The organism is Klebsiella huaxiensis, assembly GCF_003261575.2.
Taxonomy (GTDB): domain Bacteria; phylum Pseudomonadota; class Gammaproteobacteria; order Enterobacterales; family Enterobacteriaceae; genus Klebsiella; species Klebsiella huaxiensis.
In genome coordinates this window covers 5,348,980-5,365,606 of sequence record NZ_CP036175.1, presented here as the reverse complement: position 1 = coordinate 5,365,606, position 16,627 = coordinate 5,348,980, and the positions used below count along the sequence as shown (strand labels likewise).

Below are 16,627 nucleotides of genomic sequence, written 5' to 3'. Positions count from 1 at the left end.
GCTGGCGGAGCTTCCGTAGTAGTCCGCGATGGGGAAAGCCTATTACATGGCGAAGGGGAGCAGTTTAAATGTGTTTGCGAAGTGGATTAACTGACCCAGTGAGGTGAAGACCTTTGATAATCAGCGAAATGCAACGCAAGCTTGCCACATGGGCAGCAACTGATCCGTCCCGACGGATTGAACGGCTGCTGCGTCTGATAACACAACAAGAATGGCTGGCTGAAGCGGCGCGGATCACACTTTCATCAAAGGGGGCTCATACCCCCGGCGTTGACGGTGTGAACAAAACAAAGCTACAGGCCGGACTGACTGCTGAGCTGCAAAGGCTCAGCCAAGAACTTCTCTCGGGTCACTACCAACCTATGCCAGCCAGACGGGTTTATATCCCTAAAAGCAACGGCAAACTGCGGCCTCTGGGCATCCCCACGTTGCGGGATCGTATTGTTCAGCGGGCCATGCTGATGGCAATGGAGCCCATCTGGGAGAGTGATTTTCATACGCTCTCGTATGGCTTTCGGCCTGAACGCAGTGTCCATCATGCGATCCGCACGGTGAAGTTACAGCTCACAGACTGCGGTGAAACACGGGGGCGCTGGGTTATTGAAGGTGACCTATCCAGCTACTTCGACACCGTACATCATCGACTGCTGATGAAAGCCGTCCGCCGCAGGGTCAGTGACGCCCGCTTTATGAGCCTGTTGTGGAAAACCATCAAGGCCGGGCATGTTGATGCCGGTCTCTTTCGGGCGGCCAGCGAAGGCGTGCCGCAGGGTGGTGTGATCTCGCCATTGCTGTCGAACATCATGCTCAATGAGTTCGATCAGTATCTGCATGCATGCTACCTGAGCGGAAAAGCCCGAAAGGATCGCTGGTACTGGAATCACAGCATCCAGCAGGGCCGAAGTACTGCGGTCAGAGAAAACTGGCAATGGAAGCCTGCTGTGGCGTATTGCCGGTATGCCGATGACTTCGTACTTATTGTCAAAGGCACCAAAGCACAGGCGGAAGCCATCAGGGAGGAGTGCCGGGGCGTGCTCGAAGACAGTCTGAAGCTCAGGCTGAACATGGACAAGACCAGAATCACCCATGTAAACGACGGTTTTATCTTTCTGGGTCACAGGATCATCCGCAAACGCAGCCGTTACGGTGATATGCGGGTGGTCTCGACGATCCCGAAGGAGAAAGCCAGAAACTTTGCGGCATCGCTGACGGCACAGTTATCAGGCAACTACAGTGAAAGCAAAATCGATATGGTTGAGATGCTCAACCGGAAGCTGAAAGGCTGGGCGGCGTTCTATCAGTTCGTTGATTTTAAGGCCAGAGTGTTCAGTTATATCGATCGTGTCGTGTTCTGGAAGCTGGCTCACTGGCTGGCGCGTAAATACCGTGCTGGTATCGCATCCCTGATGAGGTGGTGGTGTAAATCACCGAAACCGGGTCAGAGCAAAACGTGGGTTTTATTTGGTAAAACCAATCATGGCAAGCTCAGCGGTGAAGTACTGTACCGGTTGGTGGGGCAAGGCAAGAAGCTGTTCCGCTGGCGTCTGCCTGAGGGAAATCCCTATCTGAGGACGGAAGCCAGAAACACATATACATCGCGTTTTACTGAAGTGGCAATGGCGTTCACCAGCGTTTAAACTGAGAGCCGGATGCGCTGAAAGGTGCACGTCCGGTTCGGAGAGGAGAGGCAGGGAAATAGTCCGACTACGCCCAGCCTCTTACTCTACTTCGCACCGATGAGGGCTGGCTGTACCTCGCGGTGGTGATTGACCTGTGGTCGCGTGCTGTCATCGGTTGGTCGATGTCGTCGCGGATGACAGCGCAGCTGGCCTGCGATGCGCTGCAGATGGCACTCTGGCGACGTAAGCGCCCGGGAAATGTCATTGTCCATACAGATCGTGGCGGGCAATACTGTTCGGCGGACTATCAGGCGCTGCTGAAGCGGCATAATCTGCACGGTAGCATGAGTGCCAAAGGGTGTTGTTACGACAATGCCTGCGCGGAAAGCTTCTTCCACTCGCTGAAGGTGGAATGTATCCACGGGGAACGCTTTATCTGCAGGGAAATCATGCGAACGACGGTGTTTAATTATATCGAGTGCGATTACAATCGGTGGCGCCGACACAGTGCCTGTGGCGGTATCAGCCCGGAACAGTTTGAAAACCAGAACCTCGCTTAGGGCCGTGTCCACATTACGTGGGTAAGATCAATCCACCGTTATAGTCATGCGGCCTTAGCGAGCTATAATACCCGACGATATCCATGCGCAGCATGACCGGATAACCGCGGTTTGCCGCGATCCTGTCGAGTACACGGACCACTCGCGGAGCTGGCAGATTCAGATCTATTTCAATCGACAACGCCTCACGGTTAAAGTCATCAACGACATTGAACGTGCGAAAACGACGGCCACAGGCCAGCGCATCATGCATAAAATCGACAGACCAGCTCTGGTTCAGCGCTTCCGGCGTGGCCAGTGGTGAGGGATTGCGTACCGGCAGCCGTTGTTTGCCCTTACGGCGAAAATTCAGTTTCAGTAGACAGTAAATACGGTGGAGCCTTTTGTGATTCCACGGATATCCCTGCCGTCGCAGAACCTGGTAAAGCTTTGGAAAACCATATCGTGGGTATCGTTCTGTCACCGCCTGCAATGCGGCAATAACGGGCTCATCACGTGTGGTATCCGGGCGGTAAAACGGGCTTTACGCATAGCGATCTCCTTCGTTGGCAGATTGATTATGCCGGATGATCTCTAAATATGAATGGCACGATTATGCGGGATACTTATAGGGCCACCAGTTAAAGGAAGTGCGGGCGGGTTAATTTCAGCTAAATAATATATCGAGGAGTGAGAGCCACTCCTCGATATATTTAGTTTACTCCCAACGCCTTATAAACCGCATCTACCGGTTCAGAGTAAAAACTGACCTGGAATTTGGTAAACAACTCGGCTGGCACTGTCGGGATATCTACCGCGGAAGACATCGGCAGAAGGACCTTTTTCGCGCCGCTATCGAAAGCAAGTTGTAAGCTAGCCGCCAGATCCTGAACAGGGTTGATTACTCCACCGAGCGTCATGCTACCTAACACGACCATTTGTTCTTGGACGGGTTTCGCCAGTAAAACGGAACAAAGGGCAATAAGTGCCGCCAGACTGGTCGCGGTACTTGGTCCAGTATTATGCAATTCGACTACGTGCAGGTGGTACTCATGTTCAGAAAATTTTGCTGTTGCGCTAACGCGGCTGAGGTTGCCTTTGAAATAGTCAAATCCAACCCGGATAGCTTCCTTTGCCGAGGTACTTGATCCCAGACCGGAAACGCTATGCTTACCATTGCCTGCGGTCATCTGAGTTTCGAAGCGGTACAGACCCGTCATGCCACTTTCCGCTTGCGTCACTAAATGCACTACGCCTGGCTTTGGCATGCCAGCAGGAATTAATTCGCTGCCGCCCTGTTCTGGCACGCTGACGAAGAATTCTTCCAGCGTCTCGTTATCGATGTAGCTGAAATTCACATCGAAGAACTCCAGACCGCCCAGCTTTTTAAGCTGTTCTTTGACTCGACGACGGGCTTCCATGGCGTAGGTCAGGCAAACACGGACGTCCTCTTTGCTGTAACAGCCATTGGGATGAAGAAGTTTCAATAGACCAGAAACCGTGCGCCTTACCGCGATAACATCTCGCTGGTTGAGGTTATTACCCAGCTTATAGAACTTATCAATCGCATCGGAGAAGCTGCGTTTGCGCATTTCCCGCATGTATTCGGCGAGATAATCTGTGATAAGGCCGTAGCGGTTGGTAAAGAATTCCGGGCGCATTTTCGGGATTTCCCAGCCGGGTATATAGGCATGGAAGCGGTCGAAAAACGCCGTGTCGATCATCGCGGCAGGGAAGGGGGCTAACAGATGGCTGGTTTTGACTAACGTCTCAACGCTCTGATTGATGTTGCCGACGAACACCATCGACGCTTTGCCTTCAATCGAATCTCTGCCGCGTGAAAACGAGCCAGACGCCATGTAATCTTTCATGATTTGCACGCCGTCTTTGTCTTTGAAAGTGATCCCTGCCACTTCATCAAACGCGACCACATCCCACATGCCGACCAAGCCAATCTGGCGGCTGGCCATGTTGTAAAACAGGTTTGCTACCGTGGTTTGCCCGCCGGAAACTAATAGCGAGTTTGGCGAACACTCTTTATAGACGTGGCTTTTACCGGTACCGCGTGGGCCCAGTTCGCAGACGTTATAGTTATTTTCCACGAAAGGGATCATGCGGGTGATCAGGTGCCATTTAGTTCGCTGCTCAATGTTGGCAGGTTCCATACCCACTGAACGTAGAAGGACGTCAATCCACTGGTCGCGGTTGAAGTGTGTACGTGCGGTAAACACCTCTTCCATATCCATATTGGGCATCTGGATAGGTTTGAGGGTCATCAGGGAGAAGGGTGACGTTTTCTGTCCTTCCTCAAAGAAGTAATTTACGGTGATCATGCACCAGATGCCACCGGTTAACAGCTTCTCGTTGTCTTTGACCATCTGCGGTGGAACCAGTGCATCTTTAATGCCGAGGTTGGAGAGCTGGGCTTCGTAAACGTCTTTCTTCTGATTGAGCTTTACCGACACTTTATCGATGATCTTGTAGGATCCTCGCTCACGAATGAGCGATTTCACCTTCTCTGCTTCATCAGGGCGGACGTAGTTATCAGCCAGAATGCGCTTAACGTTCTGCAACCCTTGCTCGACGATCTGGTCATCGTCGGAAGCGCAGTACATACCGAGCAGATACTCCAGCACATAGACCGGAACGTTAGCCCCTTCCTTGAGCTGCTTGGTCAGATCTTTACGCACCACCCGACCACGAAAATGCTGATTCAGCAAGGCGTCCAGATCGTAACCTTCTGCGACGAGTTCCCCTTCGGATACGGCTGGAACGGGTAAGTCATGATGGGTTTGCATATCGCCTCACTTAAAAGAAATCATCCTGAAATGCCAGATCGATAATCACAGGGTACTTCTGGTAACCCGTTTCCGTTTGCGCATCTTCCAGTATCAGCCAGTATTCATTACGGCGATTGAAATTCGCCCCAATCAGCTTCAGCGTCACGTCGCGTATGCGTTTTTCCATGGCATCGTTGTCACTATCAAAACAGATGCGCTCTTTACCAGAAACCACGTTATTGGCGTTATCGACAATAAAGATATTCAGGGTTCGCGGTTCGAACAGTTCGCCTACCGGATCGGTTTGCAGCAGGCTGACTTTATCAAGGTTATTGACGAGTTTGATCAGCGGATGGTAATTCACGATGTCTACCGGACGACGCTGAGGTTGCTTCTCGGCAGCGGTTTTCTGCAATGCTTTTACCTGCAATACGGGAACGCAGACTTCCTGCAACATGGCACCACCGTGCACAAATCGCGCGCCGCCCGAGAAATGGAAACGCTGGATCCCTTTCGGAATCAGAAACTCGCTGTTATCGCTGACGCCTGCGGTATCCGCCACTTTTCCTTTCCAGCAAAAATCATCGGCAGGAAGCTGATGGCCAATAATAAAGCGTTTGTGGTTTTTAATCGTATTGTCCGGCTTAATCTGCAGCGTGGTTTTATCCTGCCCGGAAAGGGGCTGCTGCTGGAACAGGAAGCCGTGGTCTGCGGTGATGATAATGCGTGTACCGTGGAGACGGTTTATCACACGAGTCACTAAATCCTTCAGTTCAACCACCGCGTTGCGGCACGCTTCGAAGGTCTTCTCCTCTGTAGATGCGCTGTCACCCATGGCATCAATGGTGTTATGCCAGATATAAACGACTTCGTAATCGCGAATAAGATCTCGTCCTTGCTGATTTTTCCATTTCAGAAGATCGTCGGATTTTACTGCCATCCCTTTATATTTCTTGAGAATGGTATCGCGATTAGGAGTACCGGAGGTGGACAACCCGTCCGCATAAACGATGTCACCATTACCCAGTTGGTAGCACATCTCGTCATGAGGCAGTAATGCAGCCATACCCAGTTGGGTATAGCTGGGTAACACGCCCAACTGAGATCGCAGTTCGGCAGTAAAGCGTTTTTCAGTACTGATCTGGTTGCCCAGCTCTTCTGCCACTTCATAACGCAACGCATCGGAGATAATCACGAACACGCGCTTGATTTGTGGATTATTAAACTGCGGCTTAACCACCTCATTGTAGAAGTTCTGCTGCCGGGGAACGCCCGCAATACGCCACTCCTGCATACGGTTTTCGGCTTCCAGAACCTTATTCCAGCTCCGGCTTAATTCTGCCAGGTACCAGTTGGAATACAGCGCTTCGATATAGTCATCCAGGCTTTTCAGGATCATTGCACCTTTGCTGTGAACCAACAGCGCATATTCGTTAAACAGGCGGTAGGCCTGGTCAAAGCGGAATAGTTCTTCGCAGTAGGCTGTCCAGAACGTTGCGCTGTCCTGATAGTGGAAGCCATCAATATGACGATTACGCAAATTCAGCAGCCGCTCAGCCTGACGAAGTGCGTCATAGATGGCGTAGTATTCCTGACGCGTCTGGCACCAGTATTTGCTCTGGCGTTCGGACAGAAGCTTTTTGAAGGCTTCACGGTCAAGCGTGGTGCTCTCTTCCAGAAGTTGCGTCACCAGCGCATGAATAACGGTCTGTTCAATGCTCAGAGTGGTTTCGCATTCGTGCAAATCATACGGCGAGCTGAGACGGTACTGGTCTTCTGGTCGCAGCGCATCCTGCATCTGCTGTGCGCAATAATCATAGGCTTCTTTGTAGCGACGGTCGGCGCGCCAGGTGACCATAAAGGCCAGCGCGGAGGCTCTGCCTGACGGCGTTATCAGTACGTTTTTTTCCAGCCATTCGCGTTTCTGAGGATCAGCCTGCGCGGAAAGATCGGTACAGAATAGCTTGAGGATCAGGTTTTCCAGGGTCGGATGTTCGGCCTGGTAGCCCATTTCCTGATTCAGAATGTCCCACAGCATGCCTTCCAGATCGTGGCGTTTCAGCATCGCCAGTGTGTTTTCCAGGTCGCTGTCGTCATCTTTCTGCTGATTAACGTATTGGGTAATCAGGCTGAACAGAATCTCTTCCGTTTTTGCTGTTTTTACGCCAGCGATGACCGCAACCATCTTCTTATCAAGGGAGGCTTCGTTTTCCTGCTCAGTGACCAGGCCTTTTAAGGCAGAAAGGCGTTTAGTGCTGAAAAATGCCTTCCGGCGTTGTATGTGTTCGCGTAGGCCAAGCTGCGGAATGCCTAACGTATTCAGCGTGATGGCGGCGAAATCGGCATGGAACTCCGTACTATAAAGACGAATATCCAGCAGCCAGTCGAACTCTTTGGGAGGCACATCGTGGGGGAACCACAGCAAAAATTGCTGCTCCGGCTCATCGATTTCAATGCGCTTTTTCACCGCCAACTGCGACTGGTCGGTCATGTCGAGCAGCATGACGTTTTCCAGTTCGAGATTACCCAGCTCTTCGAGGAAACGCTTATCGGGATCGTGCCAGAAAACGATGCGATGTTCGGCGAATTTTGCTTTAAGGCCGGCAATAAATTCCTGATTTTGCAAGGTCACAATCCCATGTTGATTCTGTAAATTCGAAGATGCCTGAACGCCTGGAAACCATGTTCCGCGTTCTGACATAAAGCCGCATTTTATCATGAACTGGAGGTGACGGATGCCTGAAAAAGGCCGGTTTCCCATATCGAGACCACCACCAGGCTAAAGCCCGGCGGTGTGGGAAGGAACGCGATATGACTTAAATCACCTCAGGCGCATTGCCGGTAATGGTTTTCACATCCGCCAGCAGATCGCCAAACTTACCGTAGTTAACCTTAACGCCGTCGTCGAGATCAATACTGATTCTCATATCAGCATAGTGACGCAGGCGATCGTCGAAACTGCGCAGTTCGTTGAATTTCTTGCTCAGGCTATCACGCTCACGCTTCAAACGGGTGGCTTCGCCGCCGGAGACTCCATCGACCAGTTCGTTCAGGCGATCAATATTGGCCTGGTAGCGCGCCAGCAGCGGCACCACATATTCGGTACGCATTCTCGCCAGCGTCGCGTCGTTGTAGCGATGCAGATAAACGAGGCACTCAAACGCTTTCTCTTTGCCGGAGCTGAACAGCCAGTAGATCGGGCGCTTTTTATACATTTTCAGATGATCTTTCCAAAACTGAGTGGAAAGATAGCGACGGATGGTATCCAGCGCAGATTCGCCTTTTTTCGGCTTGATCGCGTATAAACAGAGACTTTCGGCGATAAAATCGAGGTTTTCCTGTAGGTGTTCTTCGCCCCAGACGGTGCGGACAAACTCTTTAACGCGAGAGGTGACGTCATCGTCAAACCACTCGTCATCCATCAGCGGCAGGATACCGTCATTGTCAGCCGGGAAGGTTTTGTAGGCACCTTCAGCGACCAGTTCGGCAAATCCTTTATTGCCTTCATGGGCGTAGACCAGGCCTTCGCGATCGAGGGAGTAGCGGCCCATCATGCAGCCGATGGAGTAGGATATATGCTCACAGATGGTATCAGAAATAAATCGCTCAGATATATTCTCCTCATTACTGGCATATCGATAACATGGATTACATGTAAGAGTAATTTCATTATATGGAACATCAGAAGTCAATTCATCATTTAGTCTATATGCATTTATAAAATTGCTATTGTTTTCCTCTTCTTTGAATTTGGTTTTTTTTATGAGACTTTCTGTATTTAGCAGGTAGATCTTCATTGACTTTGATAATGAATTATCAATCTTGTTAATTAATAATTTATCTTTTGAAAAAGCCCATGACGTTTCGTAATTATTCCAATCATTTTCAAAAATTTCAATTATTTCTGATGCTAATAAATATTCGGAATCGGAAAATATATTACTCCCATCTAATATAGGTAGAGATTTAATATTCCCGACTTGAAAGTTCAAAGTCGGGTTTAACATTTTTAGTACGGTTTCACTGATTTTACTGCATAGAAATGCAGTAAATGCGCGAGGTGAATTAACAAAAAAGGTTGAGCCGCTAACATCAAATACAAAACCAGGAGAGCTATATCTCGCAGAAAAATTCGAGCTGGATATAAACGTCCAAGTTACCCCCTCTTTGAAATAATGGCTTTTACCATCATGGCGATGTCCTGAAAATGTTTGCATAAGATCATTGCCATATTGATCATATCGTAGAACATATTCACAATTTCCATACCACTTCCGATAATCACCACCTTTATTATAAGGGAACCATTTATAATTTTCTGAAAGAGCATCCTCTCTATTTAAACAGTGTTGATTAAAGCTTGGATATGAGATTTCGCTCCACAGCCTAACTACAGCATCGTTTTTACCTGTTGATAAACCGTGTTTAACATCAGCAACGGAACCTAGTGGCTTAGATGATGAAAATATATTTTTAAATGTTTCGCTTATCCAATAAGCTATTGGTGAGCCAGGGATTATTTTAAAATAATTTTGCAAGTTATTAGTAAAGCAGTTTTCACGCTTGACTAGAGCCTTTTTCTTTTGATGTTCACTACCCTCAACTAAACGGAAAAATACAGGTTGATAGCCCTCGGTATGATGGTTTTTAATTATCCAGGCTGTTGTCTGAACAACCTCCCCGGAAATTTCCCCAAAAGCCCGAGCCCCCAAATGTGCCATCGTAATAAATGTTTTTTTGTCCAACAACCAGTTGCGTAGTGCTTCATAACTCGACAAAAACATCCATGACTGCATATTAATTTGTGCATTAAATCCATTTTTTTTAAGCAAAGAGAATGCGTGTTGCATAAATATCGAAAATAAATCGGATTTACTGTCCGGGAAATTAGTTTTGGCAAACTCTTTCAGTTCACCATTCATCCCTTTTGCACCCATATACGGCGGATTCGCCACCACCGCATCATACTGCTGCGCCAGTATCCACGCCTGCTGAATATACGGAATAAACGCCTTCGCGGCAGCCTTCTGCAGGAAATCCCCTTCCTGCTCCAGACGATACAGCGCATCGAGAAACGCCTTCAGTTCCGCTTCTTCTTCTTGCGGCACTTGAATCAACGAGCCCAGCGTTTTGGCGTTTACAAAGCGCTTCAGCGTGCGCATCAGCAGCTGATATTCCGCGCTGTCAGTATGGGTTAATGCGGTATTTTCGGCAAACATATCTCCCATGCTGCCAGTCTGGTTCTGCTGGTGGAAGTTCAGTTGCTGCCACAGTTTAGTAATATCCAGATGCAGACTTTCCTGCAGGGAAACAATATTCAGGCGCACGTCGCGGGTGAATATCCGGCGGTCATCCTGACGGGCCATCATTAATAATGCAAAGCCGGAAAGCTGGGCCGCACGGTCGTCAATGTCGAGACCAAAAATATTATTTTCCAGAATCAGCTGTGGAATATCGCGGGCGCGATAGCCGCGCTCTTCGTAGATATTTTTCAGCACGTTATAGGCTTCAATCAGAATATGCCCTGAGCCGCAGGCCGGGTCGAGCACCTTGATGCTTTCCGGTTCAATGCTGGCAGGCGTAATGGCTGCCAGTTGTGCCTGCACTTCTGGCGTCTGTTCGGCTGACTCAATGTAGTAGTCCATTTTGCCTTTCAGCGGCGAGTCCGGGTAGGTCTGCAACCACTGGCGACCGACGGAGTTTTGCACCAGATACTGTACAATCCAGTTTGGGGTAAACAGCTGGGTGGCGGCAGGAATATCTTCGCTCTTTACCACCTTACCGATAACGGCATCTTTTTTCTCAGAAATATAGAACTGATACAGCCAGCCGATAACCTCAACTTCTTGCCAGTCTTCTTCCGGAATACCGTCCACCAGACCGCGCAGAACCGAGTCAGTACGGGTCAGGTTATCCGGCAGTAGCAGTTCAGCTTCATCGTCGACTGCTTCAAACAGGAACGGCATCGCACGATGCAGGGCATGGCACTGCGCCAGCAGCAGTTCACGGTAGATAGCTTCGTCCTGGTTGCCGGAAAGTTTCATTTCGACCAGCAGCGCCTTTTTCTCCGGCAGTAGCGCTTCTGCCACTTCCGGCACGTGGTCCAGCACTTCAAAACCGGTAGGATTATCTGGGTGAGAGAGCATACGGAAGCCGTGGTCAAGATAACCCTGGATCTCCATATAGCGAATGGCGCACAGGCGGTTAAACCAGGTATAGGCACAGTGTTCAACCAGCACGTCAAAGCCCTGCTCGTGGGCGCGTTTTACCAGACGATCGCGGCGGGTGAGGGTGGATTTGGGGTAGTCGAACTGACCATAGCGCACGGTTTCGCCGACGATCCCGGCATCTGCAATCTGCAAAGTACCTTTTTTATCGGCGGAAATCCCCAGCGTGGTTAGCTTCTGGATCACCGCATCACGGAACTGGTTACGAGCCTGTGGAGCATATTTTTTGATGTTATTGGTATTCATAGAAAATCCTGAAAAGGGCAGCAGAGCGCTGCCCTGAAATGGGGGTTACTGAAGACGAATCCGGTCACCTGCCTCAATGGCTGCCAGCAGCGCAGCGCGAAGCGTATCAAGCGCTTTTTCCACCTGCTCGGCGGTTTCCAGCACTTCACCACCGGTGGCTTTGCGCATCTCGCTGGCGACATTGACCAGATGCGTTTTTTTCGGTACCGGTTGGATTACGGGTTTTTCTGCCACAACATAGGTCTGTTGTGATTCTGCAGCGCGTGTGGCTTCATTCGCTGCTCGTAGCTGGGCTTCCTGCTTTTTACGCAGCTCGTCGATCCACTGGTTAATCTTCTTTTCTGCATCCGTTTGTAGCGCTTTCGTCTCTTGCTGTTCCGCCAGAATTTCCGGAATCGAATGGCTGACCTCAGCGCGCTTTCTGGCTTTTTGCATCGGCAGCAGAACGCTGTTTTGCAGCTCCGATGTGGCATGCGCTTCCTGCAAACGTTGACGACTCTCTTCGATGCGGGCGTCAATTCGTTCCAGGGCGCGCTGGCGGTGCTGTTCAACTAACTGATGGTTAACGTTCTGAACCTGTTCAATCAGCGGCGTGATGCGATTGAGATGCTTGTAAGGCTCCGGCATCTGCCAGATGCTTTCCAGTTCACCCAGCGCTTTTACCGCCACGGCGTCTTTTTCCAGCGCGCTGCGGTTGGATTTAAAACTGCCATTCAGTGCAGCACCCAGTTTTTGCCAGGTGGCAAACTGCTTGCGGTAGAAATCGACCAAATCTTCACGATCTTCACTGAAATCCAGCAGTTCATTGGCCTGGCTGGTGACCTTCTCAATCAGGGCAAAATCTTCTTTTTCATTCAAAATGGAATTCAGCAGGCGCAGACCTGACTCAATCTCATTTTTGCCTGGATTGTTTCCACCTTCCGCTTTCGCTCTGAAGACATTCAGCTCTTGCTTCCAGTCGTCGAAGACCTGACGGATATGTTCGACCAGTGCGGGTTCTTCACGTTCGCTAAACGGTTGTTGGGCAATCTCCGCCATGGTTTGGGCGGCTTTGCGAATTTGTGATTCGTCGTGACGACGAATTTTGTGCAGACGTAGCTCGCTGTGGCGACGGCTGTTATTGAACAGCTCCCAAACCTGCTTACGCTCGATATTGTTATTCTGCTGGCTAAAGCTGAATTTCCCTTTGCGTGCCAGGCGAGCAACCAGCAGCTTCACTTCTTCTTCAGGCCATCCATAAGGACGACGGGCGAAGTGGTTGAGGATATCGCGTAAATAGACAGGCTTATTGAACTCGATGTTCATGCTGACCCAGGTTTCCACTTCCCGCATTGCGTCGGGATTGGATTCCTCCAGCTCGCCCAGATCCAGCTCTGCATCATTCTCTACCGTAAGCAGTGCATGGATTTCACGTGCGATATCGCCGTTGAACGGACGCAGCATTTTTAGCTTGGCAAACGTGTTTTCAATCACATAGCGGCAGGCTTCATCCACCATGCTGGATGGCGTCGAGGATTTCTTCGGTAAGCGCTCGCCAATCGCCCAGACGTCCGCTTCGGCAATAAGCGACTCCAGCTGTACGCGGAGCATTTTCTCGCGAACGCTGTTTTCGCGGGCTTTTTCTGAAAGCAGGCTGGCTTGTTCCGGGCGCTGTCCGGCGTTGTCTCTGAGGAATTTCTCGGTCTGGACAACTAAATCGATATCGGTCCAGGTGCGCCCCTCATCAGGCAGGCGAATCAAAATACAGCCATCACCTTCTGAAGTATAAGGACGACAGGCTGCATCGCTGTTATAGAACGTATAGCTCGGATCTTTTGGCGTGAGGATCTTCACCACCAGATCGTTAAGCATTGCGCCGTCCAGCGGGTGCCCGTTCAGGAAGCGGCTGATGTCGAAGTCCTGCTTATTCGCCGGATAGCGATACTTCCGGTTTTTCAGAATGTCATCAAAGATGATCGATGCCAGTTTCTTGTTGATCGCGGAGAAGTCGACCTCGACGTTGCGGATCTCATTCTCGATCTCTTTTTCTTCATTGGTCAGGAATACGTATTTATCTTCAACGCGTGCGATCAACATTAAGCGTTCGAGCGTATTCAGGCTTTTTTCAACACGATGGCGCAGCTCGACTTTATCGGCATCAATTTTGTCGATAGAAAGGGTAACCAGGTTCTCGGGCGTGCTTTTCAGTAAATCGACATAGCGGATCAGGAACAGCGTTTTCAGCAAGTTACCATCGAACTCGTCCAGGATACCGTTCTGACAGGCCTGGGTAATGGTGCGACTCACTGCCGGTTCCAGGAAGCTCTCAATTGCAGCATAGAAACGCCAGAAGGGAACCAGAGAATCTAACCCTTGCTGTGCGATTTGCTTAGCCGCAGTCTGGAAGGCTTCCAGCTGCGAACGTTCACCCATAGCTAACTGTTTACCGGCGGCACCTTTGGTCCGGATAGACTCAAAAACCTTCTGCAGAATCTGGTAGTGCCACGGGACAAACGGGTAGTTATCAATAAATTCTTCTTCACAGGTGTAGGTGCGTAAAGAAGCCGTTGTGGTGGGATCAAAAGCAAGCTGGTTGCGTAGGATGTCGCCTTTTTCCAGCCAGACTTTAGCCAGCGCCGGTTTTGCGGCATCAGTTTTCACCAACAGACGTTTTTGGATAACTTCGGAGGTGTTGGAGCTTGAAAGCTGCAGGCGAGTCGAGAAACGGCCCTGAATTTTAGAGAAGTCTTGTCCATCACGGCTGCTCATCCCACCAATGGCCGCATTGATGTCTGCCTGGGAGGTAACAATAACCCATGCGCGTCCACCGCAGATCACACCCAGGTTTTCAGTGATAGTCTGTAGCTTCAACATCATCTGCGTATTTTTACCGATGAACTGGCCAACCTCATCCACCATGAAGAGGATGTTTTTACCGTTTTCATCCAGCCACTCTTTGACCCACTGGCAAAAATTATTGATATCTAATGGGAAGTTCTTATCCAGCTGTTCCACCCATTGACGCGAGGCGTCAACGCTTTGACCTGTGGCCTGGCTTAGGGCTTCTGCCATTTCATCGCTGATGAAATAGTAGGAATCGCGCTCTTTTTCCCAGCTTGACTCAGTGATAGTGGAGAATGCGGTCTTAAACGCTTCGTATTGACCGCGTTTAGCCAGCTCACGCTCCAGATGGGCAATGTGTGGAAAATCAGCACAGTAGCCCACCCGCTCATTAAATACCTTCAGGAAGACTTTAAGGATGGCGTCTTCTTTGTCATCGACGTTAGCGCGAGAATCAATATTGAACAGAATCACTTCCGTCGGATGATGGACCGCTTTGTTGATATCAGCGAGGAACAGAGCATCTTTGATTTTGTCTTCAAAGAAGGCGTAGGCATGACGTTCTGTACCGTTATGGCTGACTTTGCGGTTAGACAACAAATACGACAGAATCTTGATAAAGTGTGATTTACCTGAGCCAAAGAACCCTGACACCCATACGCCGATTTTGTTTTCCATGCGTATGCGCTCCGGACCGGTTGCCGGAACATAAGATTCAAAGAAGTGGCGCAGATGTCCTTCCAGTTCCCGGGTGATGACGTATTCATCCAGCTCAATCCAGGCACTGGCATCGTCCGTCTGTTCGGCTTTCACAACGCCATTAATATTTCGGTCCAGACGTTTTTCAAAGATCTGTTCAATATTCATTGCTGTGCTCTTTAACGAGGATTCAATGTCGCCGCTGGCCCACTTTCAGGCACCAGTCTGAAGGCGCGATAATAATTTCGGGAATCAATACCCGCCAGGGGGGAGAGATCGTGTCCGCTATAGGTTCCCGGATAAAACATCAGCAGGGGGGTAAAACCCATCACGTCCTGTAAGGCGCTCATCAGCTCATGGCCACGAACCAGCGGCCAGGCATTACCCATGCCCGTCAGAATGACAAATTCTTGATTCTGAAGATCGACTTTTTTTGCTATGTAATCTGCGATCTTTTTCTGGTTTAACAAGCCAACGAGCTGTTTTTTCAGCGCTTCGGTACCAACCTTCACTTCCTGCTGACAGACACGCTCAAACAAACCACGTTCAGTGAGCATATCGATAATGATCTGAAATATGTTGAGGTGCGCGAACTTGTGGTCCTTTTCCAGATTACGGAAAAGATACTTCAGGTGTTCACGTACCTGCAGCTCATTCTGAGCGGGATAATCAAAAATCCAGAACCCAATCTCATTACCGGAGCCGTTATTTTTGAGGAAGCGTTCTTCGCTAATGCGGCTCTGAACTTGTGACAGGCGGTATTCAAGCACGGGATCGATCACCGTTGCCCCTCCAGAATAGAAACCAGTTCTTGTTGTCCAAGGCGCTGCAAGGTTGCCTGAGTTTCTGGTAAAAGAAAGACTGACTGTAGATTACGTCGACGCGGTGTATCCAGATAGCCCGCTTCAGCCAGTGCCTTGATCAGGTTGTTACCCATTTTCTTGATGGATGAATCTGAGTAACTGGTGAGTACAGGCTGCTGACGAAGATGGCTGGTCACAAACTCATCCCAGCTATCCATAGGGAGCTTTTCTTTAAACTGTCTACGCAGGTCGTTTACCACTTCAGCCAGGAAGTCTTTAACAACCGGTGAATGGAGGGTCAAAGCGACAAACAGCAATTGCTGACGCTCGCGCTCGCTCCCTTCCGCAATAAGTGACCACGCCGCTTTATCAAGCGTATTCAGGCGTAGTCTTATCGTTGTGGCATAGCGCTTTGCTGTATTGGCAGAGGAAGCTTGGAGAATGTTATGACCGACGATCTGCTCTTGCCAGGTCTGTTCATCGGGATTGGTAAGCATGAGCTCAGCGATGATTCGACTTTCCCTGCTCATCAGCGGCCCGCCTAGCAGGTCTCCAATCCATGCTTTGTCGTTTTTCACCGTCATTTCTACCCTCTGAAAACTGCTATGCTGCTCGCAAAAAAACAAACAATGATTGTAATGGGGGAAGGGACCGGATGCCATGAGAAAAGGCAATTTGTGAGAGGGGAGGGCTCTAATAAGGAGCACTTAAATCTCACCTGCATGGTGGTGCTTGTTCTGGTCAAGTTAATCAGAACACTATTTTATCATTCATCTGTCCATATCATTCGGGGACAGTTCACCGTTGCAATATGGTTTTGGTCGACCTTGTAGTAATGGATGGTGTTGTTGAATAAATAGAGATTATACTGCGAACCTACAAAGGCGGCGGACT

The 16,627-nt window shown here is 49.7% G+C and carries 7 protein-coding genes and 2 pseudogenes; 2 read left to right on the top strand and 7 right to left on the bottom strand.

Translation table 11 applies throughout. The features are described from left to right. Positions 1 to 128 precede the first annotated feature (128 nt). The gene (gene ltrA / locus DA718_RS25570; RefSeq protein ID WP_160537662.1) at positions 129 to 1,637 is read left to right on the top strand and encodes a group II intron reverse transcriptase/maturase; all 1,509 of its coding nucleotides are present in this window, start codon (positions 129 to 131) and stop codon (positions 1,635 to 1,637) included. 80 nt (positions 1,638 to 1,717) lie between these two features. Next, positions 1,718 to 2,179, top strand: a pseudogene (locus tag DA718_RS25565) (IS3 family transposase); the annotation flags it as partial. 79 nt (positions 2,180 to 2,258) lie between these two features. Here the strand turns inward: DA718_RS25565 and DA718_RS25560 are convergent. The 7 genes and pseudogenes from DA718_RS25560 to brxA all read right to left on the bottom strand — a co-directional run. Beyond that, positions 2,259 to 2,693, bottom strand: a pseudogene (locus DA718_RS25560) (IS3 family transposase); the annotation flags it as partial. Positions 2,694 to 2,871: 178 nt separating this feature from the next. After that, complete coding sequence (brxL, locus tag DA718_RS25555; RefSeq protein ID WP_040216734.1) at positions 2,872 to 4,956, bottom strand: protease Lon-related BREX system protein BrxL; 2,085 nt, start codon at positions 4,954 to 4,956, stop codon at positions 2,872 to 2,874. A gap of 10 nt (positions 4,957 to 4,966) precedes the next feature. Further along, positions 4,967 to 7,564: a BREX-1 system phosphatase PglZ type A gene (gene pglZ / locus DA718_RS25550; RefSeq protein WP_040216742.1), complete on the bottom strand. Its 2,598-nt coding sequence runs from the start codon at positions 7,562 to 7,564 to the stop codon at positions 4,967 to 4,969. Positions 7,565 to 7,754: 190 nt separating this feature from the next. Then, positions 7,755 to 11,411 carry a BREX-1 system adenine-specific DNA-methyltransferase PglX gene (gene pglX / locus DA718_RS25545; protein ID WP_112216288.1) on the bottom strand — a complete coding sequence of 1,219 codons (3,657 nt, stop codon included), beginning with the start codon at positions 11,409 to 11,411 and terminating at the stop codon, positions 7,755 to 7,757. Positions 11,412 to 11,456: 45 nt separating this feature from the next. Beyond that, entirely contained in the window at positions 11,457 to 15,098 is a 3,642-nt protein-coding gene (gene brxC / locus DA718_RS25540; RefSeq protein WP_014837241.1) for a BREX system P-loop protein BrxC, read from the bottom strand. Positions 15,099 to 15,109: 11 nt separating this feature from the next. Further along, on the bottom strand, positions 15,110 to 15,712 hold the full coding sequence (brxB, locus tag DA718_RS25535) for a BREX-1 system protein BrxB (RefSeq protein ID WP_014837242.1): 603 nt from the start codon (positions 15,710 to 15,712) through the stop codon (positions 15,110 to 15,112). Further along, positions 15,709 to 16,311 carry a BREX-1 system protein BrxA gene (gene brxA, locus DA718_RS25530; RefSeq protein WP_089046459.1) on the bottom strand — a complete coding sequence of 201 codons (603 nt, stop codon included), beginning with the start codon at positions 16,309 to 16,311 and terminating at the stop codon, positions 15,709 to 15,711. The genes brxB and brxA overlap by 4 nt, the downstream gene beginning before the upstream one ends. Positions 16,312 to 16,627: the final 316 nt, after the last annotated feature.

Coding starts and splice junctions, on each gene's coding strand:
- brxL (WP_040216734.1), bottom strand. CDS start 4,956: ATGCAAACCCATCATGACTTACCCGTTCCAGCCGTATCCGAAGGGGAA.
- pglX (WP_112216288.1), bottom strand. CDS start 11,411: ATGAATACCAATAACATCAAAAAATATGCTCCACAGGCTCGTAACCAG.
- brxC (WP_014837241.1), bottom strand. CDS start 15,098: ATGAATATTGAACAGATCTTTGAAAAACGTCTGGACCGAAATATTAAT.
- ltrA (WP_160537662.1), top strand. CDS start 129: ATGCAACGCAAGCTTGCCACATGGGCAGCAACTGATCCGTCCCGACGG.